General features: G+C 44.1%; 25 protein-coding genes and 1 pseudogene. 18 read left to right on the forward strand and 8 right to left on the reverse strand.

The window, feature by feature from the left end; genetic code table 11:
* Positions 1–67 precede the first annotated feature (67 nt).
* Positions 68–790 (forward strand): tRNA1(Val) (adenine(37)-N6)-methyltransferase, encoded by a 723-nt coding sequence (locus tag ACRRSW_RS04785; protein ID WP_432461032.1) that lies wholly within the window; start codon positions 68–70, stop codon positions 788–790.
* Between the two features lie 126 nt (positions 791–916).
* Positions 917–2224 (forward strand): branched-chain amino acid transport system II carrier protein, encoded by a 1308-nt coding sequence (brnQ, locus tag ACRRSW_RS04790; protein ID WP_432461033.1) that lies wholly within the window; start codon positions 917–919, stop codon positions 2222–2224.
* Positions 2225–2919: 695 nt separating this feature from the next.
* On the opposite strand, the pseudogene ACRRSW_RS04795 reads toward brnQ, so the two are convergent.
* Together ACRRSW_RS04795 and fldB are read right to left on the reverse strand one after the other, a co-directional pair.
* Positions 2920–3057, reverse strand: a pseudogene (locus ACRRSW_RS04795) (IS3 family transposase); the annotation flags it as partial.
* Between the two features lie 320 nt (positions 3058–3377).
* Positions 3378–3902, reverse strand: coding sequence for a flavodoxin FldB (fldB, locus tag ACRRSW_RS04800; RefSeq protein ID WP_432456096.1), 525 nt, complete (start codon positions 3900–3902; stop codon positions 3378–3380).
* Between the two features lie 104 nt (positions 3903–4006).
* Here fldB and xerD point away from each other — a divergent pair, with 104 nt between their 5' ends.
* The 4 genes from xerD (at position 4007) to trxC (ending at position 8092) form a co-directional block, all read left to right on the forward strand.
* Positions 4007–4915 (forward strand): site-specific tyrosine recombinase XerD, encoded by a 909-nt coding sequence (gene xerD, locus ACRRSW_RS04805; RefSeq protein WP_432461034.1) that lies wholly within the window; start codon positions 4007–4009, stop codon positions 4913–4915.
* A 90-nt stretch (positions 4916–5005) separates the two neighbouring features.
* A complete protein-coding gene (locus ACRRSW_RS04810) occupies positions 5006–5827 on the forward strand; it encodes a thioredoxin fold domain-containing protein (RefSeq protein WP_432454337.1) in 822 nt (273 codons plus the stop codon).
* A gap of 69 nt (positions 5828–5896) precedes the next feature.
* The gene (recJ, locus tag ACRRSW_RS04815) at positions 5897–7618 is read left to right on the forward strand and encodes a single-stranded-DNA-specific exonuclease RecJ (protein WP_432461035.1); all 1722 of its coding nucleotides are present in this window, start codon (positions 5897–5899) and stop codon (positions 7616–7618) included.
* Between the two features lie 42 nt (positions 7619–7660).
* Positions 7661–8092 (forward strand): thioredoxin TrxC, encoded by a 432-nt coding sequence (trxC, locus tag ACRRSW_RS04820; RefSeq protein WP_432454334.1) that lies wholly within the window; start codon positions 7661–7663, stop codon positions 8090–8092.
* Positions 8093–8115: 23 nt separating this feature from the next.
* On the opposite strand, the gene ACRRSW_RS04825 is transcribed toward trxC, so the two are convergent.
* A complete protein-coding gene (locus ACRRSW_RS04825) occupies positions 8116–8358 on the reverse strand; it encodes a hypothetical protein (protein WP_432454333.1) in 243 nt (80 codons plus the stop codon).
* A gap of 164 nt (positions 8359–8522) precedes the next feature.
* Positions 8523–8912 carry a hypothetical protein gene (locus tag ACRRSW_RS04830; RefSeq protein WP_432454332.1) on the reverse strand — a complete coding sequence of 130 codons (390 nt, stop codon included), beginning with the start codon at positions 8910–8912 and terminating at the stop codon, positions 8523–8525.
* A 1217-nt stretch (positions 8913–10129) separates the two neighbouring features.
* Between ACRRSW_RS04830 and ACRRSW_RS04835 the strand changes: the two genes are divergently transcribed.
* Positions 10130–12124, forward strand: a complete 1995-nt coding sequence (locus ACRRSW_RS04835) for a pectate lyase family protein (protein ID WP_432461036.1) — start codon at positions 10130–10132, stop codon at positions 12122–12124.
* A 150-nt stretch (positions 12125–12274) separates the two neighbouring features.
* Here ACRRSW_RS04835 and ACRRSW_RS04840 read toward each other — a convergent pair whose 3' ends face one another.
* Positions 12275–12652, reverse strand: coding sequence for a DOPA 4,5-dioxygenase family protein (locus ACRRSW_RS04840; protein WP_432454330.1), 378 nt, complete (start codon positions 12650–12652; stop codon positions 12275–12277).
* 123 nt (positions 12653–12775) lie between these two features.
* Here ACRRSW_RS04840 and ACRRSW_RS04845 point away from each other — a divergent pair, with 123 nt between their 5' ends.
* Positions 12776–13015, forward strand: a complete 240-nt coding sequence (locus ACRRSW_RS04845; protein WP_432454329.1) for an alternative ribosome-rescue factor A — start codon at positions 12776–12778, stop codon at positions 13013–13015.
* Here the strand turns inward: ACRRSW_RS04845 and yjjG are convergent.
* On the reverse strand, positions 12981–13658 hold the full coding sequence (yjjG, locus tag ACRRSW_RS04850) for a pyrimidine 5'-nucleotidase (protein WP_432454328.1): 678 nt from the start codon (positions 13656–13658) through the stop codon (positions 12981–12983). The two genes, ACRRSW_RS04845 and yjjG, sit on opposite strands and share 35 nt — an antisense overlap.
* A 292-nt stretch (positions 13659–13950) precedes the next feature.
* Here yjjG and rpsP point away from each other — a divergent pair, with 292 nt between their 5' ends.
* From rpsP to rplS, 4 genes are read left to right on the forward strand one after another with little or no spacing between them, the layout of a single operon-like run.
* Positions 13951–14196, forward strand: a complete 246-nt coding sequence (rpsP, locus tag ACRRSW_RS04855) for a 30S ribosomal protein S16 (RefSeq protein WP_432454327.1) — start codon at positions 13951–13953, stop codon at positions 14194–14196.
* Between the two features lie 25 nt (positions 14197–14221).
* Entirely contained in the window at positions 14222–14752 is a 531-nt protein-coding gene (rimM, locus tag ACRRSW_RS04860) for a ribosome maturation factor RimM (protein ID WP_432461037.1), read from the forward strand.
* 8 nt (positions 14753–14760) lie between these two features.
* Positions 14761–15534, forward strand: coding sequence for a tRNA (guanosine(37)-N1)-methyltransferase TrmD (trmD, locus tag ACRRSW_RS04865; RefSeq protein ID WP_432454323.1), 774 nt, complete (start codon positions 14761–14763; stop codon positions 15532–15534).
* A 27-nt stretch (positions 15535–15561) separates the two neighbouring features.
* Entirely contained in the window at positions 15562–15915 is a 354-nt protein-coding gene (gene rplS, locus ACRRSW_RS04870) for a 50S ribosomal protein L19 (RefSeq protein ID WP_432454322.1), read from the forward strand.
* A gap of 53 nt (positions 15916–15968) precedes the next feature.
* Here rplS and ACRRSW_RS04875 read toward each other — a convergent pair whose 3' ends face one another.
* Entirely contained in the window at positions 15969–16289 is a 321-nt protein-coding gene (locus ACRRSW_RS04875) for an isoamylase early set domain-containing protein (protein WP_432454320.1), read from the reverse strand.
* A gap of 99 nt (positions 16290–16388) precedes the next feature.
* Positions 16389–17057, reverse strand: a complete 669-nt coding sequence (gene mutH / locus ACRRSW_RS04880; RefSeq protein ID WP_432454318.1) for a DNA mismatch repair endonuclease MutH — start codon at positions 17055–17057, stop codon at positions 16389–16391.
* 637 nt (positions 17058–17694) lie between these two features.
* On the opposite strand from mutH, the gene rppH reads away from it, so the two are divergent.
* From rppH to nhaR, 6 genes are all read left to right on the forward strand, one after another.
* On the forward strand, positions 17695–18234 hold the full coding sequence (gene rppH / locus ACRRSW_RS04885) for an RNA pyrophosphohydrolase (RefSeq protein ID WP_432461038.1): 540 nt from the start codon (positions 17695–17697) through the stop codon (positions 18232–18234).
* Positions 18235–18237: 3 nt separating this feature from the next.
* Positions 18238–20508, forward strand: coding sequence for a phosphoenolpyruvate--protein phosphotransferase (gene ptsP / locus ACRRSW_RS04890; protein ID WP_432454315.1), 2271 nt, complete (start codon positions 18238–18240; stop codon positions 20506–20508).
* A gap of 85 nt (positions 20509–20593) precedes the next feature.
* Positions 20594–21400: a prolipoprotein diacylglyceryl transferase gene (gene lgt, locus ACRRSW_RS04895; RefSeq protein ID WP_432461094.1), complete on the forward strand. Its 807-nt coding sequence runs from the start codon at positions 20594–20596 to the stop codon at positions 21398–21400.
* Positions 21397–22248 (forward strand): thymidylate synthase, encoded by an 852-nt coding sequence (locus ACRRSW_RS04900; protein WP_432461039.1) that lies wholly within the window; start codon positions 21397–21399, stop codon positions 22246–22248. The genes lgt and ACRRSW_RS04900 overlap by 4 nt, the downstream gene beginning before the upstream one ends.
* A gap of 352 nt (positions 22249–22600) precedes the next feature.
* Complete coding sequence (gene nhaA / locus ACRRSW_RS04905) at positions 22601–23827, forward strand: Na+/H+ antiporter NhaA (protein ID WP_432454312.1); 1227 nt, start codon at positions 22601–22603, stop codon at positions 23825–23827.
* Positions 23828–23893: 66 nt separating this feature from the next.
* Positions 23894–24829, forward strand: coding sequence for a transcriptional activator NhaR (gene nhaR / locus ACRRSW_RS04910; protein ID WP_432461040.1), 936 nt, complete (start codon positions 23894–23896; stop codon positions 24827–24829).
* Positions 24830–24831: the final 2 nt, after the last annotated feature.

Consider the following 24831-nt stretch of genomic DNA (forward strand, 5'->3'; position numbering starts at 1 on the left):
TTGAACCAAAAGCGCGGGTCATTTACATTCGCGGCATAGTATAGCGCCAAACTAAGGCAAGCAAGAAGTGATCAATCATAATCAATGTTCGGGTTTCACTTTTAAGCAGTTTCATGTGGCTCATGATCGCTGCGCGATGAAGGTGGGAACCGATGGGATTTTACTCGCGGCATGGCTAACTCTGCCAGCGGAGTGTCGACTGCTCGATGTAGGATGTGGCACTGGCTTAATCAGTTTGATGTTGGCGCAACGTATGCTGGGCAATGTTCAGATTGATGCTATCGACATTGACGCAGCTGCTTGCCAGCAGACTCGACAAAATGTTGCCCATAGTCCTTGGCCAGAAGCGATTCAAGTTTTTCATCAGAGTATGCAACAGTTTAGTTGTGCGCAGCCCTATTCGTTAATTGTATCGAACCCGCCTTATTTCCCCGCTGGACAGGTGTTTGAGCATAAACGTCAGCAAGCTCGGCATGATGGCGACTTGAGCGCAGAGCAGTTTTTTAGCGCGCTCCAGTCATTGTCTGATGTGCAAACTCGAGTTGGCTTAATTTTGCCTTGTACCGAGGCACCACGCTGGTTGACTTGTGCGGCAACCAAAGGCTGGTTGGTTGAGCGTAAGGCAATGGTTCGTTCATTGCCGCATAAGGCACCGATCCGAATGTTGTTATTATTGTCGAAACAGGCTCATATTCTGGCTCATAGTGAACAAATTCTTATCTATCAAGAAGATAAAAATTATAGTCCACAATATGTATCGCTTTGTAGAGATTTCTACCTAAACATGTAGAGTTTTTGGTTATTGCCAGAGATCAAAGTTCACTAATTCAGCTTGATTCACTGCTTTTATGTTTTATTTGCGTAATATATACTCCGCGGTTAATTGAGGATGCAGTGATTAACACGGGGGATACACATGTCCAAAGCACTTGGCTCATGGAACACGATGAGTTTAGGCTTAATGCTTTTTGCTTTCTTTTTAGGGGCCGGAAACTTAATTTTTCCGCCGATGGCCGGCATGTTAGCGGGAGATAATTTGCTGTTATCGATGTTGGGCTTCTTAGTGACAGCTGTAGGGCTTCCCTTGTTAGGTTTGTTAGCGATAGCCAAGGCAGGTGGTGGAATTGTGCAGTTGGGTCGCTACTTGCCAAGTCAAATTGCTAATTTAATCGCGCTCTCGATTTATTTAGTCTTGGTTCCCATGTTCGGGATCCCCCGTACCTGTTTGGTTGCCTATGAACTTGGTTTTGTCCCCCTGGTTGAAAATGCTAGCCAGCTAACGCTGATGGCTTATTCTTTGTTTTATTTTATTGCTGCATTATTTTTTATTTTGCGTCGTGGTGGGTTAATTGACTCGGTTGGTAAAGTGATTACTCCGCTGTTGGTTATTTGTATTGCAGTGATTGGCGTTACGCTATTTAGCCACCCTTTTGCCGAAATAGCGCCAGCCCAGCAGGGCTTTGCCGAAATGCCATTTGGTCAAGGTTTTATCGATGGTTATAACACCATGGATGCGCTTGCCGCTTTGATGTTTGGGGTATTGATGGTCGATGCATTAAATAACAAAGGTGTGACTGATCAACGTCAGCAATTTGGCTATTTGGTGAAAGCCAGCTTGATTGCTGCTTTAGGGCTCTCTCTGTTTTATGTGGTGTTGTTTTACTTAGGGGCTACCGCGACGGGAGTGGCGCCGGGTGCGAACAACGGCGGTGAAATTATTGTTGCCTACGTGAAAGTATTATTTGGTCCTCAAGGCCAATGGTTGTTGGCTGCCGTGGTGAGTCTTGCATGTTTTACTACGGCTATTGGTGGGGTGTCTTCTTTCGCGACTTACCTGAGTGATAATACCAAGATCTCTTATAAATATATTGCAATTATGAGTGTGGCTTGTTGTGCCTTGGTCGCCAATATTGGACTCAATCAGTTATTGCTGGTATCGATCCCCATCTTGATTGGGATCTATCCGGTGGCGGTTGCTTTAATTGCTTTCAACATGCTGGTGACTTGGTTTAAGCGTCCCAAAATGACGGCGAGATTGATGGTTGGGGTCGCGGCATTGTTTGGGCTTCTCGACGCCATTAAAGCGACAGGGGTGAATATGGACGCATTTAATATTCTACCTGGATTTAGCCAAGGATTTGCATGGCTACTGCCTACGCTCGCAGCAGTGATTGTGAGCCTGTTGGTCGGGCCTCAAAAGGAACGGCTTGCGGAAACGGCCTAATACAGCTGTTTGGTGTAACAGGCCACTATGATTGTGGCCGATACCCGAAGTTTGGTTGTAATTTCAAGCGTTCGTCATGCTTTGTGCTTGTGTGGCAACCATGCAAGCCGCTGCAATGCATGTTACTCAAACGATATTAAAATAGTTGCTTAGCGGTCTACCAAAGTACGGAGATAGTCTTGGAAATTGACTTTGCTTTGTCAGTATCTATAAGGTTTGGGTGAGTTTAGTCAGAAACATATCCTAAAATTCGAAGAACAATCATTTGCCCTATTTATTAGAGATAACTCGAGTGAAGTGATTGCTGGTTTAACGGGTGTTATTGTGTCACCTCCATTCAAATCAGGTTTCTTTAGTTGTCTGCTACTTTGAGAAATCACCGCATCGTTAGTCTGCTATTGGCTCAAGTTGAGAGCGAAGCTAAGCGCAGCGATATTCCAAATATTATCATCGATACTTATATATTCTAGGCACCACATTTTACGAGTCATTTGGGTTTGTAGACATAGGGCGCTATACCGATTATTTAGTGAAAGGTGTAGACAAAACTTTTACCAAAAGCGCTTAGAAAACAACTAACGAATCAGCCGATGTTCCTTTCTTTAGTCAATCTGTAATATGCTTTTTACGGACCAAAGCTTGCGACTGTTCTCAAGGTGAATCGCCCCGACAAATTCGCAGGCAGGTTTATTGAGTTATGCTGCCCGAGCATCGGGCAACTGTCGATAGTAGTTTTCTTCGTACTCTGCTGGCGGTATATCACCAATCGAACTCAGCAGCCGTCTGTTGTTGAACCCGTCAACCCAGTCCTGTGTAGCCAGTTCAACCTGCTCCAAAAAAGCCGGGTACTGGTTTATTGAACATAATGGGAAAATCGTAGGAGGAGCTTCACCGCTGCCTGCTGAACCAGATGTATGTGAATTGTAAAAACTGTATTTTTTAGCACCAATAGAGGACATGATTTCACTAAATGAAGGACGGTTCGCACAGCTCTTTAAACAAACCAAAGCGCTCGCTTATCCACCATTAATTTAATGGCTGGCCCTCAGTATATTGTTGATCGGGCCAAGTAAATCACAAGTGGCAGCAACAGCCTCATAAGTTTTGCTTAGCCCTACATGACGGTGCTCGATGTGAGTGCAGTAAGGCCTGGTTAAGCAATGCCTAATTGTTGCAGTTCTTGGCTTAATTGCTGGCACCAGCTGGCAATGCGCTGGTCGCTGAGATCATATTGATTTTCGTCATCTAAAGCTAAACCATAGAAAAACTCTCCATCTTCTGTGAGCGCTTTAGAGACCTCGAACTCATAGCCTTGGTTTGGCCAAAAGCCGATAAAGTTCGCGCCAGAAGGGGCTAGTTGTTCAAACAACATGCCCATGGCATCTAAAAACCATTCGCAGTAACCCACTTGATCACCTAAGCCAAACAGAGCGATGGTTTTATTTTTCAGGTCGAGTGTTTCAAGATTGTCCCAGACGGCTTCCCAATCTTCCTGTAATTCGCCATAATCCCAAGTAGAAATACCCAGAATAAGTACCGAATAATCGCTCATTTTCTGAATATCACAGTCTTTCACATTAAATAGATCCACTTGGTCTTCGCCAAATTCAGCTTGAATTTTTTCGGCGGCCATTTCGGTATAACAAGTAGATGAGCCATAAAAGAGGCCAATACGCATGGGTAAACGTCCTTTCGCGTTGGTTTGCAGCGCGGGCAGTGTAGCAAAAGCTTTCAGCAACACCAATATACTCATTTGCAGATTAGCAATCACAGTGAAGCAATATGCCAAGTAAAAATATTCCTGATAGTTCGACGGTTTATCTAGACCGATTTATTGAGCAGCTATGGTTTGAATATAATTTAGCTGATAATACGCTGCTTTCTTATCGTAACGACCTCCAGCAACTGGCGTTATTTTTGACCAAGCAAGGCCTGTTTCTAGAGCGAGCCTCGGCTTTAGATTTACAAGCATTTATTAGTGCACGGTATGAGCAAGGGCAAAAAGCTAGCTCTGCGGCTCGGCAATTGTCAACCTTGCGCCGTTTTTATCGTTTTTTGTTACAGCAGCAGCTACGCGAGGATGATCCCACCGCACTATTGGTACAGCCAAAGTTGGCTAAGCATCTGCCAGGAACACTCAGTGAGGCCGAGGTGGACCTTTTGTTGGCTCAGCCACAGCTTGATGATCCGATCCAGCATCGAGATTTAGCCATGCTGGAAGTGTTGTATGCCACCGGTTTACGAGTGACTGAATTGGTTGGTCTGCAAATGGAGCAAGTAAGCTTGCGCCAAGGTTTGGTGAGAGTCGTTGGCAAAGGCGGTAAGGAGCGTTTGGTTCCCTTAGGTGAGCAAGCGGTGGACTGTTTAGAAGGTTATTTACGGCAATCACGGCCCTTATTACTTAAAACTGAGAGTGATGTATTGTTCCCTAGTGCGCGAGGCTGTCAGATGACGCGGCAAACCTTTTGGCACCGGATTAAACGTTACGCAGGCTTAGCTGGCATATCCGAGGGTTTATCGCCACATACCCTGCGTCATGCCTTTGCCACTCACTTGCTGAACCATGGTGCAGACCTAAGGGTGGTTCAAATGTTGTTAGGGCACAGTGACCTATCCACCACGCAAATTTATACGCATGTGGCTAACGAGCGTTTACGTTCGGTCTATGATCAGCATCACCCGCGAGCGTGAGCAACAAGTTTGCATTTATTCAATAGAGACGGTAAGTTTTGCAGAGTTTACTCGGTCTGCTACTACAAGTTCTAATTCGGAGAAGATCTAATGAAGTTATCAAAGGCCCTGGTATTGTCGCTAAGCTTACTTGGTTTGAGTGTTAGTCAAGCTTGGAGCAATAGCAGTACTGAAATAAGTGGTGGCGAGCAAAGCAAAGCGCCTAGTCGTGTATCGGCTCAGTTAGATTTGACTAAAATCCAGCAACTGATCGCTGCTCGTCTTGGGGTTAATATTGACTCTATTGCCGAAACCCCCTTGGCGGGAATTTACGAAGTCGTCAGTAGTCAGGGGATTTTTTATGTGAGTCAAGATGGCAACTACTTGTTGCAAGGCAGCTTGTTTGATTTGGTGAATCGAGTCAATTTAACTGACCAAAGTATGTCTGCGGTACGACTTAAGCAGTTAGCCAATTTTGAAGATGATATGATCACCTTTAAGGCTAAAGATGAAAAATATGTGATTACCGTATTTACTGATACCAGCTGTGGTTATTGTCGTAAGTTGCATAGTGAGTTATACACTTATCAAGAGAAAAATCCCGATACCAATAAGATTGAGCAGTTACCGGGTTATACCGATTTAGGCATTACGGTACGTTACTTAGCCTTCCCGCGGGGTGGTTTACAGTCACCTGCTTACCATACTATGCAAAATGTATGGTGTGCCGATGACAAAGCTGCAGCCTTAAGCTCGGCTAAACAAGGGGGGGCGATTGCGCAGGTTTCCTGTAAGGAAGATGTGATTGAGCAATATCACTTAGGTGAGGCTTTTGGTGTTCGTGGGACACCAGCGATGGTATTGCAAGATGGCAGAATGCTACCTGGTTATCGTCCGCCAGCAGCCCTGCTGGAATTATTACAACGTAGCTAAGTATTGTAGGCTCCTTAGGAGCCTTTTTTATGAGTCCTATTTTGCCCCCTATGTAGAGTACAAAATTACGTGTTATTACGTCGTCGAGAGCAGCTAGATAACCAGGCTTTACCTGCCGAATGGCCTGAATTACTGAAGCAGATTTATTTACGTCGTGGGGTGCGCAGCACCGCCGATGTGGAGCGCCGGGCTCAGGCCTTGTTGCCGTTTAAGGGCTTAAACGGCATGAATGAAGCGGTCAAGCTATTGATTGATCACTTAGCCAATGGCCGTAAAATTTTGGTGGTGGGTGATTTTGATGCCGATGGAGCCACTAGTACTGCCTTACTTATGGCTGGCTTACCGTTGTTTGGCTTTCAATCACTGGATTTCATTGTGCCTAATCGCTTTGAATATGGCTATGGTTTAAGCCCTGAAATCGTCGAGCTTGCGGCGGCTAAAGGTGCGCAGCTGATCATTACCGTAGACAACGGTATTTCAAGTATCGCGGGGGTGGATAAGGCGCAAGCTTTGGGGATCCCGGTCTTAATCACCGATCATCATCTACCCGGCGAACATTTGCCAAAGGCTGCGGCCATTGTGAATCCCAATTTGTCGGCGTGCGCCTTTCCCAGTAAAAACTTAGCGGGTGTTGGGGTGGCATTTTATTTGTTGATGGCTTTACGCAGTAAGATGCGTGAACTTGATTTATTTACTCAACAAGCGATCGCAGAACCTAATATTGCGAATTTACTCGACTTGGTTGCCTTGGGCACGGTGGCGGATGTGGTGCCGCTAGACAGCAATAATCGCATTTTGGTGCATCAAGGTTTACAGCGGATCCGTGCCGGAGTGTGTAGGCCAGGGATCCAAGCCTTAATTGAAGTCTCGGGGCGTAACAAGAGCAACATGGTGGCTAGCGATCTCGGTTTTGCGATTGGTCCGCGTTTAAATGCTGTGGGCCGCTTAGACGACATGAGTTTGGGTATTCATTGTTTGTTGAGTGATGATATTCACCATGCTCGGCAATTAGCGAGTGAAATGGATAGTCTTAATAGTGAGCGCAAAGACATTGAACAAAGTATGCAGCAAGAGGCACAAGTGATTGTTAATCAACTGTGTTTAGATAGTGAGAGCTTACCCAAGGCGCTGTGTTTATATCAGGCTGACTGGCATCAAGGAGTGGTTGGTTTAGTCGCATCACGAATTAAAGAGCAGTATTACCGTCCGGTATTTGCTTTTGCCGATGGTGACAAGGGCGAAGTAAAAGGCTCGGGGCGCTCAGTCGCAGGGGTTCATTTACGTGACTTATTGGAGCGAATTGACACTCAGAATCCGGGCTTGATTAGTAAATTTGGCGGCCATGCAATGGCGGCTGGTTTATCTTTACCTCAGACTCGCTTGGCCGAATTTAAAGCTTGCTTGGAGCAAACCTCTAGCGATTTTGTTGATGAGGATTGTTTAACCCATACTCTATGGAGTGATGGTGAATTGCCAGCTGAATATCAGGTATTGTCGTTTGCCGAGATGCTTCGCGAAGCTGGGCCTTGGGGACAAGGTTTCCCAGAACCGCTATTTGATGGCCATTTCGAACTATGCAGCCAGCGGGTTGTAGGGGAAAAGCACTTGAAGATGAGTGTGAAATTACCTGGAATGTCACAGGAAATTGATGCGATAGCTTTTAATGTGGATCGTAGTGTGTGGCCAAATGCTGCGTTGAAGCAGGTGCAATTAGTTTATAAACTGGATGTAAATGAATTTCGTGGGCGACGTAGTTTGCAGTTGCTGGTCGAGCATTTACAAGCGCTATAGGCTCTGTTTAGAAAGCCTTGAAATGAAAGAAAGAGGAAAACAATGAGTGCAGCGTTAATAGTTATTTGTCCCAGCTGTCAAGCGGGTAATCGTGTTCCTCAAGCACGTATGTCCGAGCAAGCGAAGTGTGGTAAATGTTCTCAGGACTTATTTGCGGGGAAAGCCATTGAGGTCGATGAAGCCGCTTTGGCTCGTCATTTAAAGGGAGACTTACCGGTGCTTGTCGACTTTTGGGCGCCTTGGTGTGGCCCATGTAAGAGTATGGCTCCGGCCTATCAGCAAGCGGCTCAGCAGTTTGCGCATCGAGCTCAGTTTTTGAAAGTGAACACTGAAATATTGCCAGTCTTGGCGCAGCGTTATCAGATCCGCTCTATCCCGACCTTAATTTGTTTTAAAGGTGGTAAATTACTGGCTCAGCAAGCCGGGGCTTTGCCCGCGCAAGCGCTGTCACAATGGATAGAACAGCAGTTGTAAATAGCCAAGCCTGATGATCCCTGTCATAACTTAGTGTGGGGGTTCCGCTTCGGTTTGTCTTTCATTAACATGAGGGTGAGTAGGATCTTACTGGGCACCATTAGTAATAAGCCTGCACCGATGATCCCGGCGATAATTTGTACCCCTTGAACGCCCCTGTCAACACTGATGCTGGTAAACATAGCCAGCGCGACGCCTAACAATACTAGCGTTAAGCCAAGCCCAATACTGATGTACAATAGCCACTTCCAGTTTGTTTCACTCATCACTTTGTCCTTTTCATCATCAGCTGATTTTATTATTCAGACATAGCTCGCGATTAACCTTGCGTTGGCGCAGTTTATTGGAGATTTTTTGTTACCAGCCTGTTTTATTATTTAGGCTTGGTATCGTTAGCGATTCAGTTGGTATTGGCGCTTCTTATTGAGGCTCAGTGGCGTTTTGTCATACTTCCTTTAGCGACGAGGGTGTCGAGAATAGCGATGTCACCTTGCCATTGGAGTTTGCCGCTGACTCGCCAGAGAGAACCGATGGCTGGTGGCTGGGGGAGGTTCGCCAAGATTTGTAATTCAAGAGCGGAACCATCGGTGGTGATGGCCTTCAAGTTGTAGTGGCTGGGGGATGTTTTCCGACTCGCTAGTAGGCGAATATTGCCACGACTCAGCCCTTGAAAAGTCTGGCTCAGGGCCTGTTCTAAGCGGGGGAGCTGAGAGGTTTGAAACGGGCTATCAGGTGACCAGGTGTAGTAACAAAATACACCAATAAATAAGACCATCACCAAAGGTAAGCGTTTATCGATATGTCGGGGATCTTTCGACATTTTGGGGTCCTCGTTGTGATGCTCTAGGTGCAGGCTTAGACTTGCGCCTGATTAACTGAAAGGCTAGTGCCCATTGGTAATTAAAGCTACTTCTCTCAGCGAGGTTAACTTACCCACTAGTGATCCGTTTTGTTCAAAACTTTACGAGCAGTGGAGCAGTTTAGGCTATAAATTATCCAGTTAAGTGGCCTGATATGGGCATCTCATTAAGCCTAATTGTCACTTTGCTGGGATGCTTCTCGATTGCTGGTTAACGAGTTATTACTTCCTAATGCTAGGTGTGTACATTTAAATTTTATATGCTCATCTAAAAAACCATCTACGGCATTTTGTCACCAATTAATCATCTGCTTTGGGGGGAGCGATTCAGCTATTCATTCTAATCTAAGGGCTTCTTCTGCTATGTTGAAATTTTATGGGCGTTATTTATTTTCTGAAAGAGAACTGCGTCTGCCTTTACTAAAGACTAAGCTATTTATCTGATTTGATAGACTAAATTTAATTTATCCTTGTTTTATTTTTTGTTTTTGCTTTTGTTTTTTTACGTTTTTTGTTTGTTGTTTAAAGTCTTGTGACTTTTATTTCGCCTTCTAAATTTAAACGTTTTTCAGATGAGTTTAAAAGTGGCCCCTAAAAAACCGATGATTAAATTCAAGGTCAATCATTGATTGCGAATCTTCTTGATGAATTAAGTGGTTCATATATTTCATTATATATCAGTATGTTGGGGGTTTTATTGTGGTTATATTAATTGGGGGAGGATTGTTTTTTTATTATGTGATGTAAATCATTTAGACCTTTTTCTCTTAATGATTAATTTATAGGCACCTGTTTTATCCTTGAGTTGCTCGTTACTTTTTGTTTAGGAATGTTTTATAAAATCATTAGTGTGAAATAGCTCAACATTCCCAAATTACTCTGTTGATTTCTTACTCACTTTATACAACTATTGATTATCGAAATAACGGTTTGTTTTTTTAGATCCGCTATTTTGTTTTGTGTTTTTTTGTGGGTGATAGGTTTTTAGTTCTTGTGGGAGGTTGTATTTAATCCTAAATATATAAGTTTTAAATTGTTTTTTATGTATTTTTATAATGGCTTTAAATCTGTTGGGTGTGTTCATTAAAATAAGATCATAAGAAATGATATTATCAAGTTGTAGCATGATGTATATGCAGATTTGTCATTCCTTTACATGAATTTGAATAGGATTTGAGATGATAATGCAAGCGAAGAAATATTCTTTATTTACATTGAAGGCGACAGCGATTGCTGTGTCTTTGTATACAGCGGGGGCTTTAGCCAACGGCGGTTTTGCTACTCAAAATGGTGGAACGACTGGGGGACAAGGTGGTGCGGTTGTTTATGCCAGTACCGGTACCCAAATTCACGAAGCCTTATGTAATCGATCCTCTAGTGATACGCCTATTATTATTAGAGTTGAGGGCACTATTAATCACGGTAATACCAGTCAAGTATCTGGCGATAGTTGTAATACAGCAGCAGATAAAATTGAACTAAAAGAAGTCAGTAATATTAGTATTATTGGGGTCGGTAGTGGCGCTTTATTTGATGAGCTCGGTATTCATCTACGAGCGGCATCAAACATTATTATTCAAAATGTTCACGTTCGGAATGTTAAAAAATCAGGCTCACCAACCTCTAATGGTGGGGATGCCATTGGTATGGAGAGTAATGTATATAACGTCTGGGTGGATCACGTCACATTAGAGGCCAGCGGCGGAGAAAGTGACGGCTATGATGCCTTATTTGATATGAAAGCCACCACCAAGTATGTCACGCTATCTTACAGTATATTACGCAATTCTGGACGGGGTGGTTTGGTTGGCTCTAGCGATAGTGATGACACCAATGGTCCAGTGACCTTTCATCACAACTATTACCAAAATATTAACTCTCGCACTCCCTTGCTTAGACACGCAACGGCTCACTCTTACAACAATTACTATGATGGTTTAATCTCTTCGGGAATGAATCCTCGAATTGGCGGCCAAATTCGTGCTGAAAATAACTATGTGAAAGATTCTAGCGATCCTTTAGGGACTTTCTATACCAATGATATGGGTTATTGGCAGGTGAGTGGCAATATATGGGACAACGTGAGTTGGTCGTCTGACGATGATAAGTTACACCCCGCTGGACCGAACCCTGTTTCAACCACTTCTATTAGTATTCCGTATAGTTACTCGATGGATGACGCAAGTTGTGTTCCTGCCTTGGTGTTAGCGGCTGCCGGGGCAAATAAAGGCCTGGCTGTGTCTGACGGGAGCTGTTCACCGACGGATCCGACTGACCCAACCGATCCAACTGACCCAACCGATCCGACCGATCCTACGGTTCCTGGTGATGGTGAGAATCTTGCCTTAAACGCTGCCGCAGATGGTAGTTCTAAAGCCAGTGGTACCAGTTACGGTAATGTGATTGATGGTGACACCGCTACCTATTGGGCCCCTTCAGGCTCAACCGGTACCATTAACGTTAAAAATCTAAATACCACTATCAACGCCGTAAGAATTGTTCCATCTTCAGGCACCGAGGGGCGGATTAGTTCTTGGGCATTAGTGAACTATGATACGGGTGAAACTTTGGCAAATGGCGGTACGGTGCCAGATGTGATTACTTTCTCTGACGTCAACTTGAACAAGCTGAGCTTTGTGATTCAGGCTGCGAGCGCAAGCCCGCAAATCGCCGAGTTTGAAGTTTATAATGGCTATACCAGTGGGGGTTCCGATGGCGGAAGCTCGGTGGTGAATGGTACCGTGAATGGCACCTACAAAATTTCACCATTGCATAGTGCGAAAGCGCTTGATGTTGCCAACTGTGGTAGCAGTAATGGGACGAATGTGCAGCAATTTAGTTGGTTAGCTAACGATTGCCAGAAGTTTGTTATCTCTAACGTGGATGGTATTTGGCATCGTATTTCGCCAGTGAATGCTTCAACGAAAGGGGTAGAAGTGGCTTCTTCTTCAACCAGTGCAGCAGCCAATGTACAACTCTATGATTACTGGGGTGGTGCGAATCAACAGTTCCGCTTCCAAGCTGCAGGTTCAGGTAAATGGAGAATCATTAACCGAAATAGTGAGTTGTGTTTAGATGTGGCGTCTAAGTCAGCGGCTGATGGTGCTAATATCATCCAATATACTTGTAAGGCGGGTGCTGAAAATCAGATGTTTGTTTTAGAGCGTCAGTAATTCTTTAACTTGAGTTTTAGCTTGTGCTTAAAAGCCGCTCTGTGAAATAACAGAGCGGCTTTTTTTGATGTCGCAAATCGACATGGGCGAAACCATCGCGTTTCGGTAACTCAGTATGCTTTATCGCGTGTCAGTCAAGGTTTGGCTTGCTTAACTGTCGTCATCTTCACCATCGCTACCTTTTTTAAACATCGATAAATTTAAAGATTGGGGAGTTCCTAGCCAATAGGCGTACTCGGTATGATCGCGTAAGTTATTACCGGTTTGGGCATGCACCAAAATGTTTAAGTCTTGGCGTTGTGCTTCTAACCAAGGAATGAGCTGTTCAAAATGTTGTTCTGAGAAACTAAGCTGGCAACTCCAATGTGGGTGAGGGCCAACTAAGGTTTGATGCACTCTCCCCATTTTAATCGCGCATTTTTGCGCGGCCTGTTGGCATAGCTGTGTCGCAAATTCGAGGCTCGTAGCATCGAAATACACGTGGGCGTGATAGTGTTTATGGACATTTTGGGGAAAGTAGGGATTCAAGTTGAGCGATCCTTCGGTGATGAATGACATGATTACATTGTTGTACTAATTGATGAGACTTGCTATATAATTGCTCACTTCGTCGCCAAGGGCGGTGTTGTAACACTAACTAATGAGGTGAACATGAGTCACAAAAACAAACGGGCTAAGCAGCTTGCCCATGCGCATGGCCGAGGCCAGATCAATGATAATGCGCTTAAAGCTTTAGTCACCAGTCCACTGTTTAAAAGCAAAGTGGAGCGGCCTAAAAAGGGTAAAGGTTCATATAACAGAAAGGGGCATCAGCTGAAGGGCGATGCTCCTTTTAACATTTTGACTTGCAACTTACTTAAGCAGTCATCAGTAGGTGTTGCAGTTCTTTAAGTGAATTCACTTCGTGCTTAGGCGCAATCCCTTCAGGTTTAGCATGACCATGTCGGTTCAACCAACAAGTATCAATACCTGCGTTAATCCCGCCTTGAATATCCGAGTGCAGATTGTCCCCCACCATTAAAATAGAGTCTTTTGCAGGATGCTTCATGTGCTTAAAGGCATGATTAAAAATATCAACATGCGGTTTAGCGATACCGACTTGTTCGGAAATAACCAGTGGGAAAAAATAGCTTTTTAAACCAGTGCGTTCTAAACGGATCGTTTGTAAGGCGGTGAACCCGTTGGTGATGATCCCCATTTTGACTTTGCCCGATAAAGCATCTAGAAGTTCTTTGGCTCCCGGTAATAAGCTGCAAATGTCGGCCATGGCATTTAAAAAGGCACTATTTAGTTGTTGTGGATGAAGTCCTAACTTGGCCGCCCATTGGCTAAAGCGCTGCTGCTGGAGTTCGCGAGCGGATATTTTTCCGGCCTGATAGTCGACCCAAAGCGGTAAATTAACGGTTTGATAGTGTTGATAGTCTTGCTCATTAAAGTTAACCCCATAGCGCGAGAACATCAGTCTGAGCCCCGCAAAGGCATCAAAGTTGAATAGCGTTTCATCAGCGTCAAATAGGATCCATTGGTATTTCATTCTCTGCGCACCTTACAACTTAACAGGCGACTTATGCTGGGCTAAGTGACTCATATTGTCAAAAATGTTTTACAGAACAAGGCGATTCAGTTGATGGCTGAGGGGCTTCGACTTCACCAGAAAATCTGCGATTCTTAACGAAGCCTTTAAACCTGCATCCATTGCTGATTTAACTCCGTTTAAGCTGGCCTTATAACTTGCAATTAACCCAAAAAGGAGTACAATTCCGCGGCTTCAATTAGCGGGACTCCCATTTAGGGACCTTAAATTTTTTAACTAGTATGAGGACGATATGGTTACCATTCGTTTGCAACGTGGCGGCGCAAAAAAGCGTCCATTCTATCAAGTAGTTGTTACTGATAGCCGTAATTCACGTGACGGTCGTTTCATTGAAAAATTAGGTTTTTTCAATCCGATTGCTCGTGGTCAAGAAGAGCGTATTCGCTTAGAACAAGACCGCATTGATCACTGGGTTGGCCAAGGCGCTGCGGTTTCTAACCGTGTAGCTAAGCTAATCAAAGATTCAAAAGCAGCATAATTCAGTCTTTTTTAGTGGAGTTAAGATGAGCAATAAAGAACAGCCCATCGTGATAGGTCGCTTAGGTGCCGTTTACGGTATTAAAGGGTGGCTTAAAGTTAACTCGTTCACTGAAGATGCGGAAGCTGTTTTTAACTATCAACCTTGGTTGATAGGTCGTTCTGGTGAGTATACTTCGATTGAAGTGACAGAATGGCGGCGACACAGTAAATCTTTCATCGTGAAGCTTGCGGGCTTTGATGTGAGAGAACAAGCTCAGAGTTTAACCGGGATGGATATTGCGGCTTCGCCGGAGGTTCTACCGGAGCTATCTGATGATGAATATTACTGGCGTGACCTGATGGACATGAAAGTGGTGAATCGCAGTGGCTATGACTTAGGACATGTGACCGATTTAATGGAAACAGGTTCGAATGATGTCTTGGTTGTGAAAGCCAATTTAAAAGATGCCTTTGGCAAAAAGGAACGGTTAATCCCGTTCGTAGAGTCTCAGATAATTGATAACATCGATCGCGAGTCTCAAACTATTACTGTTGATTGGGATCCTAGTTTTTAGGTTCCTTTATGGCTGAGCAGACACCACAGTTGTGGGTGGGAATAGTGAGTCTATTTCCGGAAATGTTTCATGCTATAAGCGAGTACGGTGTGACTGGGCGTGCGGTAAAACGTGGCTTAGTTAAGATTGAGTGTTGGAATCCGCGTGATTTCACTCATGATCGTCATCGTACGGTGGACGACCGGCCTTACGGCGGTGGCCCTGGTATGTTAATGATGGTACAGCCCTTACGGGATGCGATTCATGCTGCTAAACAGGCTGCTGGTGATGGGGTTAAGGTGATCTATATGTCACCGCAAGGGCGTACCTTGAAGCAAGATGGAGTAATGGAGTTAGCTCAACAGCAAAAGCTGATTATAGTTGCGGGTCGCTATGAAGGCATTGATGAACGCTTAATTCAAGCCGAAGTTGATGAAGAATGGTCGATTGGTGATTATGTGTTAAGTGGTGGTGAGCTGCCAGCAATGAATATGATAGACGCCGTCTCGCGGTTAATTCCGGGAGTTTTGGGGGATAAAGCTTCAGCTGAGCAGGATTCATTCTCTGATGGATTGTTGGATTGTCCACATTATACTCGTCCAGAAGTTTTGGATGGGCAGGCGGTACCTCCGGTACTGCTCAGTGGAAACCATAAAAAAATTGAAGAATGGCGCTACAAACAAGCACTTGGGCGAACCTATTTGAGGCGACCGGAGTTATTGGAGAATCTAGCTCTGACTGACAAGCAAGAGAAGATTCTTGCTGAGTTCATCCAAGAGCAAACGCCCTTGGATAATAAATAAAGATTCAGTTAATTCTAGGAAATAGTAATGAGCAATATTATTAAACAGCTCGAAGAAGAGCAATTGAAGCAAGACGTACCTGCGTTCGCTCCTGGTGACACAGTAGTTGTACAGGTAAAGGTAAAAGAAGGTAATCGTGAGCGTCTACAGGCGTTTGAAGGCGTAGTAATTGCTAAGCGTAACCGTGGTTTACACTCAGCATTTACTGTTCGTAAAATTTCAAACGGTGAAGGCGTTGAGCGTGCATTCCAAACTCATAGCCCGCTAGTTGAGAGTATTACTGTTAAGCGTCGTGGTGACGTTCGTCGTGCTAAACTTTACTACTTACGTGAACTTTCTGGTAAGAAAGCCCGTATTAAAGAAAAGTTGGCGACGAAGTAAGTCTACTTCTTCGAGAAAAAAGCCCGCGTATGCGGGCTTTTTTGTGCGCGAGTCTAGGCGATTTCTAAGACTGAGTTGTCACCACCAACACCACTGTTCTGATAGCTATCTGCGAGCCAATCGTTGTCATAGGTTTCGGTCCCATCAGCTAAGCACAGTTTATATTTAAACTGATAGCTTGCTTGTTGGTCCGTGGGAACATTGACCACGACTTTAAATTTGCCATTTTTGAGTTTGGTTAGCTCTATCGGCTGCCACTCATTAAATTCGGCAATTAAATAGATCTGCGCGGCGTCTTGGGTGGCTTCCTTTTCAATTTCAAAGGTGACCTTTACTTCAGGTTTTGACTTTAGATATTGCTTTTTTAAGGGCATGCTATTCTCCTCCGAGAGATAAAATAAATCCGTATACATTGTGACCAATAGTGATTCTTTCAAAAAAGTGAGAGCTTGGTCAATAGTAGATTGGTTTTTTTAAAGTTGAAAGTATTGTCGAAGGATCTCTTGAGTAAACACAGTTTTAAGGTAATAACCTCGAGGAAGTACTTGAATTAGGCTGCCATTGGGTCCTATGGCGGCAGTTCTTGCCTTGTTATTTGCGGCCTTAGGACGTAATTGTAGTACCTGTCCTTGGCGTGCCGTTATTTGTTCAATTTGGCCAAAGCTAATCATCTCCATTTGCTCTTCCCAATCAGCTTGGAGTTGCTGGTTTTGCTCCGCTGAAGGGCTCCACAAAATTGGGTTTGCGACAATCCGTTGCGGGATAGGGATGCTTCGTTCTGCCAATATGGGGATCCACAATACTCGCGAAAGCTTATTGTAGACATTGCTATGATGCCAAGTCAGCCCTGCCACATTAGTGAGCGGCGTAATACATACATAAGTACTTTCCAGAGGTTTACCTTGTGCATCAATTGGGATCGTTTTTAATTCGATGCCTAGTTCGGGAAAGTCTTGAATCGGCTTGCTGCCAGCGCTTGCCCCTAGGCACCATTCAATCAGTTGACCCCCCCAGCCTTTTTGACGTTTAAAGTTAGCGGGAATGCTAAAGCCTTCACGTAATGCTAATTCACCAAGACTCAGTCCGGCTAAGGATTGGGCGCGAGCGTAGAGTTCGGCTTCACTATTTGGTTTGCTGATCATGGCTTCGTTAACTGTGGGTAAAAGGCTATTGTATAGAAGCTGCGCAGTAAATGCAGCAGCTTATCCAACAGCCATAATTATAGTGTAACTTATTGATTATTGGTGGCTTTATTTTTTCTCTTTGAATCGGTTGGTGGATAGTTAAACGTTATTCATAGCTAATTTAGACTTACAAACAACCTTATCCACATTATCTATGGATAACTATTGTTAATTGTTATTAACTAGTATTTTATGCACAGAAAGACTCTATTTAACTCAGAATGTCTATAATTAAGGCGATCTGATGAGAATAAACCCGTTTTATGGAGATGTGTTGTTTTTTTAAACAATTAAAGTTATGAACAGTGCGAATCTAGATAAACTTGAAAAATTATTTCCTATTCAAAATTAAGATATTGATTTTTAATGTTATTTTGTATTTTTATGTATGTTATTTTTTAGACTTTTATTGTTTGAAAATGTTAGTTTTGGGCTTTATCCCAAGTTATACACAGTTTTTCTCACAGATAAATCGAATAACTTTGCTTAAGCGGGTGTTATTACAATTTTGTTCCTTTGTGATAAGCGTATTTGCCGAGCTTGACGATCTGTGAAAGAATCACTTATCTATAGTTTTTAGCTGAAGGTTGTTTCAGTGATTGATGGGGATGGTTATCGCCCCAACGTCGGCATCGTTATTTGTAATCAGCGTGGTCAGGTATTGTGGGCACGTAGATATGGTCAACATTCATGGCAGTTTCCCCAAGGTGGCGTTGATGAAGGGGAATCGGCTGAACAAGCGATGTATCGTGAGTTGCATGAAGAAGTAGGCTTGCTGCCGCAAGATGTAAAAATTTTGGCAACAACCAAACATTGGCTGCGTTATAAATTACCGAAGCGCTTAATTCGTTGGGATAGTCCGCCAGTTTGTATCGGACAAAAACAAAAGTGGTTTTTACTGCGTCTAGTGGGTCAAGAATCTAGTATTAAATTTGATTGTTGTGGACACCCAGAGTTCGATGATTGGCGCTGGGTGAGTTTTTGGTACCCGGTTCGGCAAGTCGTATCATTTAAACGAGAAGTATATCGTCGTGCTCTCAAAGAGTTTGTGATTTCGGCAATGCCTTATCACCGTCCAGATAAGGTACCAAATAAAGATAAACGGCGACGTTTTAAGAAACGTAAAGGAGCTTAAGAAGTGTTAGCAGAGTTACGTGCCATTGTTGAACAGGTAAGCAATGCCGATACTCTCGACAGTGCTTTGGCTATTTTAGTTACGAAGATCCGTTATACGATGCAAACCGATTGTTGTTCGGTATATGTCATGGATCATCAACAAAAACGCTTAGTTCTGCGAGCGACAGAAGGCCTAGCCGCCAGCGCTATTGGTAAGGCGGCAATGCCCCTTGGCGAAGGCGTGGTTGGTCAGGTGGCCTTACGCGAAGAGCCGATCAACTTGGCCGATGCTCGGCTTAATCCGCATTTTAAATATCTTCCTGAAACTGCGGAAGAAGGCTTCTTTTCTTTCTTAGGCACGCCGATTACCCATCAGCGTAAGGTACTGGGCGTATTAGTCGTCCAGCAATCAGAGGCGCGAAGCTTTGATCAGAGTGAAGAGTCATTCTTGGTGACTTTGGCGACTCATTTAGCGGGAGTCCTCGCGAATTCCGATCTACACGCGGTGCTTAATGCGCCCTCTAAGAAAAAGAAATGGGCCGAGGCGATTAAGGCTGGTTCCAGTTCGAGTGGTATTGCGATTGCTAAAGCTTGGTTAAACCGTTCAACCGGGGCGCTTGAACAGCAACGGATTGAGCAGTGTGAAGATGTTGATATTGAGTTACAACGTTTTAATGGTGCCTTAGATATTGCTCGGGATGAGTTTCATAGTCTGGCGATTAAATTGTCTGAGCAGTTACCAAAAGACGTCGCGTCAATTTTTGATTTTTATCAACAGATGTTGGCTGACGCTAGCTTGGCCGGAGATATTCGTGCAAAAATAACCCAAGGTTATTATGTCGAATCAGCTTTGCGTTTGGTCGTTGAACACTATGTTAATTTATTTGCCGAGATGAACGACCCTTATTTGAAGGAGCGGGCAATTGACGTTAAAGACGTTGGTTTACGTTTATTACACGCTTTGCAAATGGGACCTAGTGCTGGCTTGTTACCCTCGGAACCCGTGATTGTGGTTGCTGAAGAGGTGACCGCGACAATGTTTGCTCAGGTGCCTCGGCATTTACTCGCTGGCGTCGTGTCGCAACGCGGTGCGGCGAATTCTCATGCTGCTATTCTGGCTCGAGCCTTGGGGGTGCCAGCCTTAATGGGTTTGAGTTTCGATGTGAATAAGTTGCAAGACTGTGAATTATTGCTAGATGGTTATTCGGCGGAATTATTTGTAGAGCCAGACCAACTCTTAAAAGACGAGTACAATAAGCTTCTTGCCCAAGAAGATCAGCTTAATAGTCTGGTTCAGCAGAAATTGGATAAACCAGCAGTCACTCAAGATGGTTTAGCCATTGAGTTATTAATTAACGCAGGTTTGAGTGCTGACAGCGATATTGCAATTAATGCGGGTGCCGATGGCGTCGGTTTATATCGCACAGAAGTGCCATTTTTGATGCAAGATCGTTTTCCTTCTGAAGAAGAGCAATTTGTTCGTTATCGCGATATCTTAAGCAGTTATCAAGGTAAGAATGTTTGTATGCGTACCCTCGATGTGGGGGGCGATAAACAGTTACCTTATTTCCCTATTGTTGAAGAAAACCCATTTTTGGGATGGCGTGGTATCCGACTGACGTTAGATCACCCTGAAATTTTCTTGGTGCAAGCGAGAGCGATGTTTCGAGCTGCCATCGAATGCGGTAATTTGTCGATCATGTTACCCATGATCAGTAGTTTGAACGAAGTCGATGAGTCTTCTCGTTTGCTGGAACAAGCCTGGGCAGAAGTGGTTGAAGAACTTAGTTTAGAGGAACCGCCAGAACCGCCGAAATATGGGGTGATGTTGGAAGTCCCTTCGGTGTTGTTTTTGTTGCCAGAGTTAGCGCAGCGCGTTGATTTTTGGTCGGTGGGCAGCAATGACCTAACCCAGTATTTATTAGCGGTGGATCGTAATAATACTCGAGTCGCTGAATTGTTTGATACCTTTCATCCGGCGGTCGTGAGAGCGCTGAAGCACATAATTGAACAAGCCAATTTGTATGATGTTCCAGTGAGTTTTTGTGGTGAACTGGCAGGGGACCCTGTGGGCGCTTTATTGGTGCTGGTTCTGGGGTATAGTCGTTTAAGTATGAGTAGTTTTAATCTGGCTAAAATTAAATACATTGTTCGTCATGTGAAGCAGGCCGATTTTGCTCAGTTACAAGAAAAGGTATTGGCGAGTCAAACGGGGTCGGCAATTTACCAGATACTTTATGACTACTTAGATAAGCAACAGTTATCGCAGTTTGTTCGTGTAAGTAAACATTAATGGATAAGCTTGCTTGATACGCTTGTTTCATCTTGTGATTCACTGCAAAATGCCCTTTCTTTATATTCGTTAAATAGAGCTACTTATTGTGTCTACTCCTTTGGTGTTTCCTAAGATTGATCCGATTGCTATTAGTATTGGCCCATTAGACGTGCGTTGGTACGGCTTAATGTACTTACTTGGATTTATGTTTGCGATGTGGTTAGGTAATCGCATGGCTGATAAAGCTGGCAGCGGCTGGACTCGCGCCGAAGTTAGTGATTTGTTATTTTATGGTTTTCTCGGAGTGATTCTTGGCGGACGGGTTGGTTACGTGATGTTTTATCAGTTACCACTATTTTTAGACAACCCACTTTATCTATTTAAAATCTGGGAAGGTGGAATGTCTTTCCACGGCGGTTTACTCGGCGTGATTACCGCGATGTTTTGGTTTGCGCGACATACCAAACGTCATTTCTTTACCGTCTCCGATTTTATCGCGCCTTTGATCCCGTTTGGCTTAGCGACTGGGCGGATCGGCAATTTTTTAAATGGCGAGTTATGGGGACGACCAACTGATATGCCTTGGGGCATGATATTTCCCTCGGGCGGATTAGTCGCTCGTCATCCCTCGCAACTATACGAGTTTGCTCTTGAAGGGATTGCACTACTGCTCATCTTATTGATTTACGCAAAACGTAAGCCACCCATGGGGGCTATTTCTGGAGCATTTCTAATCACTTATGGCTGTTTTCGTTTCACTATAGAGTTTTTCCGTGAGCCCGACAGTCAGCTCGGTTTACTCAGTTTTGGGATGAGCATGGGACAATTGTTATCTCTACCGATGGTGATTGTTGGCGCATTATTTATCACTTGGGCCTATCGACGTCACTCTAATGAGAGCAAAGCATGAAACAGTATTTAGACTTATGTCAACGGATTGTTGAACAGGGAACTTGGGTTGAAAATGAGCGCACCGGTAAGCGTTGTTTGACGGTGATTAATGCTGATCTCGAATATGACGTAGCAAATAATGAATTTCCCCTGGTGACCACTCGTAAGAGCTATTGGAAGGCGGCCATTGCTGAATTGCTCGGCTATATTCGGGGTCTGAATGATGCCGCCGAGTTTAAAGCCTTAGGTACGCCGACTTGGTTAGCCAATGCCAATGAAAATCGGGCATGGTTAAACAACCCTGCTCGCAAAGGCGAAAATGATATGGGGCGAGTATATGGTGTTCAGGGCCGTTCTTGGCTTAAACCCGATGGTGGAACGGTTGATCAACTGCGTAAGATTGTGGATGACTTAAGCCAGGGGATTGATGATCGCGGTGAGATCTTATCGTTTTACAACCCAGGGGAGTTTCATCTTGGTTGTTTGCGTCCTTGTATGCATACTCATACCTTTTCCTTGCTTGGAGATAGTCTTTACTTAACTTCTAGTCAGCGCTCTTGTGATGTGCCTTTAGGACAAAATTTCAATCAAATTCAAGTCTTTACTTTCTTGGCTTTGATGGCGCAGATTACCGGTCACAAACCTGGTAAGGCTTACCATAAGATTGTTAACGCTCACATTTATGAAGACCAACTGGCGTTGATGAAAGAGGTGCAACTGAAGCGGGAGCCCTTTGCGGCTCCAAAGTTGCATATTAATCCGAAGATCAAAACATTGGAAGATTTGGAAACTTGGGTCACTCTTGATGATTTTGAGGTCAGTGGCTATCAGTATCATGACCCTATCGCCTACCCATTTTCGGTGTAATCAGCGACTGCTATTGGTTGTTATATGGGGGCGGCCTTAAGTTTGGCCGCCGCTATTTTTGCAAGTCTCCTTTAAGTCTTTAGCCTGCCATCTCGCACCTATTTGAGCGTTATGAGCCATTTTAAGTTCTTTTCTCTTCCTGCATTTAATTTTCCTTCTCTTTCGGATCTAGTGCTCAGCTAAATCTCACTCGTCATCTACAGTCAAAATAGATCTTTATGCTGAACATTGCTGTATAAACTACAGTCTATCTTCTTTATTATCGGAAATACCGATGCTTAGGCTCATTAGAAGTGAATATCAATTACTTGCTCGCTGGGTAAAATAACCATTCTTTTTTTAGTGGGCTGTTATGAAACAATTTATTGATCGTTTTTTAAGATTAGAAGCTGCTGGTGGTATTTTGTTGATGGTGGCTGCGGTATTGGCTTTAGTGATGGCCAATACCGCTTGGTTATCTCCTGTCTATTTCTCTTTTCTCGAGACTCCTTTGCAGCTGAGGATCGCTGAATTAGATATCAATAAACCTTTGCTGTTGTGGATTAATGATGGCTTGATGGCGATTTTTTTCTTAGTCATCGGTTTAGAAGTTAAACGCGAACTCATCGAAGGAGCGCTTTCTTCGAAAGAACAAGCATTGTTGCCAGTGGTTGCTGCGGTTGGTGGCATGCTGGTGCCAGCGGCGATTTATTTAATATTTAATGGCACTGATCCGGAGTTGGCGAAAGGTTGGGCGATCCCTGCAGCAACCGATATTGCTTTTGCCCTAGGGGTCATGGCTTTATTAGGTAAACGTGTTCCAGCGAGCCTAAAAGTATTCCTCTTGGCTCTGGCGATCAGTGATGATCTTGGCGTGATTGTAGTCATCGCACTATTTTATACCAGTGAATTGGCGATTATTCCGGCGCTTTGGGCGTTAGCGGCAAGTGCTGGTTTGTTATTGTTGAATCGTCGAGGTTACGGAGGCTTAAGCGCTTATTTACTGCTCGGCGCTGTGCTTTGGGTGGCGGTATTAAAATCTGGGGTTCATGCGACCTTAGCTGGGGTCATTGTTGGCTTTATGATCCCCTTGAAAGCGAAAACCGGTGGTTCACCGCTAAAGACACTTGAGCATGCCCTACATCCAGCTTCGAGTTTTATTATTGTGCCTATCTTTGCTTTTGCCAACGCAGGTGTCCCTCTCACTGGCATTAGCTTGGCGAGTTTTCAAAGCCCACTTGCTTTAGGGATTATTCTGGGCTTGTTGGTGGGTAAACCTTTAGGCATATACGTTTGTTGTCGTTTAGCCATCAGGGCTGGTTTTGCAAAGTTGCCCGCTGGTGCGAATAATCAACAGTTATTTGCGACAGCTGTGTTATGTGGAATTGGCTTTACCATGTCAATATTCATTTCCTCACTTGCCTTTAACGGGCAAAGTGAATTGATAGCTTTATCCCGTTTAGCTATATTGTGTGGGTCGGTACTTGCTGCATTGATTGGCTATGGCTTATTACATGGCTCGACTCGTAAAGAAGCTAAAAGTTTGCGCAACTCTGCGCAAACTAGGCTGGGTCAATCATGGGAAAATTCCTCCATTTAGCAAGGGGAAAGGTCATTTAAAATTATCAACGCAATCCCCTGAGAGGGGATTGCTTTTAGGTCATACATGTCGCATTTAAACTATAACCACCTTTACTATTTTTGGATGACCTGCAAACGAGGGTCGGTGACGGCCGCCGCAGAAGCCTTATTTATTACACCACAAACCGTTACCGGCCAAATTAAACAACTTGAGCAACGTCTTGCTGGGGAATTATTCACTCGGCGCGGTCCGAAAATCACTCGGACCGAGCTAGGTCAGTTGGTTTATAAATATGCTGACCGAATGTTTAGTTTAAGCTACGAAATGCTGGATATTGTGAATTATTCACAACAAGAAAAGTTGTTATTTGAAGTCGGAGTGGCCGATGCATTATCTAAGCGTTTGGCGAGTCGGATCTTATTATCTACGGTGCCGCCTGATGGTGATATTCGTTTACGTTGCGTGGAATCGACTCACGAATTACTGCTGTCGCAACTCGCTGAACATAAGTTGGATGTGATTTTATCCGACTGCGGCTTAGATCATGCGAAGCAAGAGGGGGTACTCAGTAAAAAATTAGGCGAAAGCAGTATTGCTTTTTTCGCCAACGAACCCTTACCTTTGTTGCCTTTTCCAGCCTGTTTAGAGCAGCGTAGCTTGTTATTGCCTGGTCGCCGAAGTGCTTTGGGTCGTAAATTATGGGCTTGGTTTGAGCAGTTGGGTTTAAAGGTATCGGTATTGGCTGAATTTGATGATGCCGCGTTAATGAAAGCATTTGGCGAATATACCGATGGTATTTTTATTGCTCCTGCAATTTACACTGAAGATATGTTGGCCAATCCTAATACCCGTTTACTAGGCGTTACCGATGATCTCAAAGAAGAATATCATCTGTTATTTGCCGAACGGATGATTCAACATCCTTCGGTGAGGCGCTTATGTAATACCGATTTTTCGCAGCTGTTTGCCGATGAAAAACATCAACATAGTCTGGATGTAATACAGAGCCTCGGCGGTTAAAA

The sequence above is a fragment of the Agarivorans sp. QJM3NY_25 genome (assembly GCF_050870875.2).
GTDB lineage: Bacteria > Pseudomonadota > Gammaproteobacteria > Enterobacterales > Celerinatantimonadaceae > Agarivorans.

Excerpts from the sequence above, each read along its gene's own strand:
- ACRRSW_RS04825 (WP_432454333.1), bottom strand. The coding sequence starts at position 8,358 with ATGAGTGAAACAAACTGGAAGTGGCTATTGTACATCAGTATTGGGCTT.
- trmD (WP_432454323.1), top strand. The coding sequence starts at position 14,761 with ATGGCTGAGCAGACACCACAGTTGTGGGTGGGAATAGTGAGTCTATTT.
- rimM (WP_432461037.1), top strand. The coding sequence starts at position 14,222 with ATGAGCAATAAAGAACAGCCCATCGTGATAGGTCGCTTAGGTGCCGTT.
- nhaR (WP_432461040.1), top strand. The coding sequence starts at position 23,894 with ATGTCGCATTTAAACTATAACCACCTTTACTATTTTTGGATGACCTGC.
- rpsP (WP_432454327.1), top strand. The coding sequence starts at position 13,951 with ATGGTTACCATTCGTTTGCAACGTGGCGGCGCAAAAAAGCGTCCATTC.
- mutH (WP_432454318.1), bottom strand. The coding sequence starts at position 17,057 with ATGATCAGCAAACCAAATAGTGAAGCCGAACTCTACGCTCGCGCCCAA.
- yjjG (WP_432454328.1), bottom strand. The coding sequence starts at position 13,658 with ATGAAATACCAATGGATCCTATTTGACGCTGATGAAACGCTATTCAAC.
- ACRRSW_RS04875 (WP_432454320.1), bottom strand. The coding sequence starts at position 16,289 with ATGCCCTTAAAAAAGCAATATCTAAAGTCAAAACCTGAAGTAAAGGTC.
- rplS (WP_432454322.1), top strand. The coding sequence starts at position 15,562 with ATGAGCAATATTATTAAACAGCTCGAAGAAGAGCAATTGAAGCAAGAC.
- ACRRSW_RS04835 (WP_432461036.1), top strand. The coding sequence starts at position 10,130 with ATGATAATGCAAGCGAAGAAATATTCTTTATTTACATTGAAGGCGACA.
- ACRRSW_RS04900 (WP_432461039.1), top strand. The coding sequence starts at position 21,397 with ATGAAACAGTATTTAGACTTATGTCAACGGATTGTTGAACAGGGAACT.
- brnQ (WP_432461033.1), top strand. The coding sequence starts at position 917 with ATGTCCAAAGCACTTGGCTCATGGAACACGATGAGTTTAGGCTTAATG.
- trxC (WP_432454334.1), top strand. The coding sequence starts at position 7,661 with ATGAGTGCAGCGTTAATAGTTATTTGTCCCAGCTGTCAAGCGGGTAAT.
- ACRRSW_RS04845 (WP_432454329.1), top strand. The coding sequence starts at position 12,776 with ATGAGTCACAAAAACAAACGGGCTAAGCAGCTTGCCCATGCGCATGGC.
- ACRRSW_RS04830 (WP_432454332.1), bottom strand. The coding sequence starts at position 8,912 with ATGTCGAAAGATCCCCGACATATCGATAAACGCTTACCTTTGGTGATG.
- fldB (WP_432456096.1), bottom strand. The coding sequence starts at position 3,902 with ATGCGTATTGGCCTCTTTTATGGCTCATCTACTTGTTATACCGAAATG.
- ACRRSW_RS04810 (WP_432454337.1), top strand. The coding sequence starts at position 5,006 with ATGAAGTTATCAAAGGCCCTGGTATTGTCGCTAAGCTTACTTGGTTTG.
- nhaA (WP_432454312.1), top strand. The coding sequence starts at position 22,601 with ATGAAACAATTTATTGATCGTTTTTTAAGATTAGAAGCTGCTGGTGGT.
- xerD (WP_432461034.1), top strand. The coding sequence starts at position 4,007 with ATGCCAAGTAAAAATATTCCTGATAGTTCGACGGTTTATCTAGACCGA.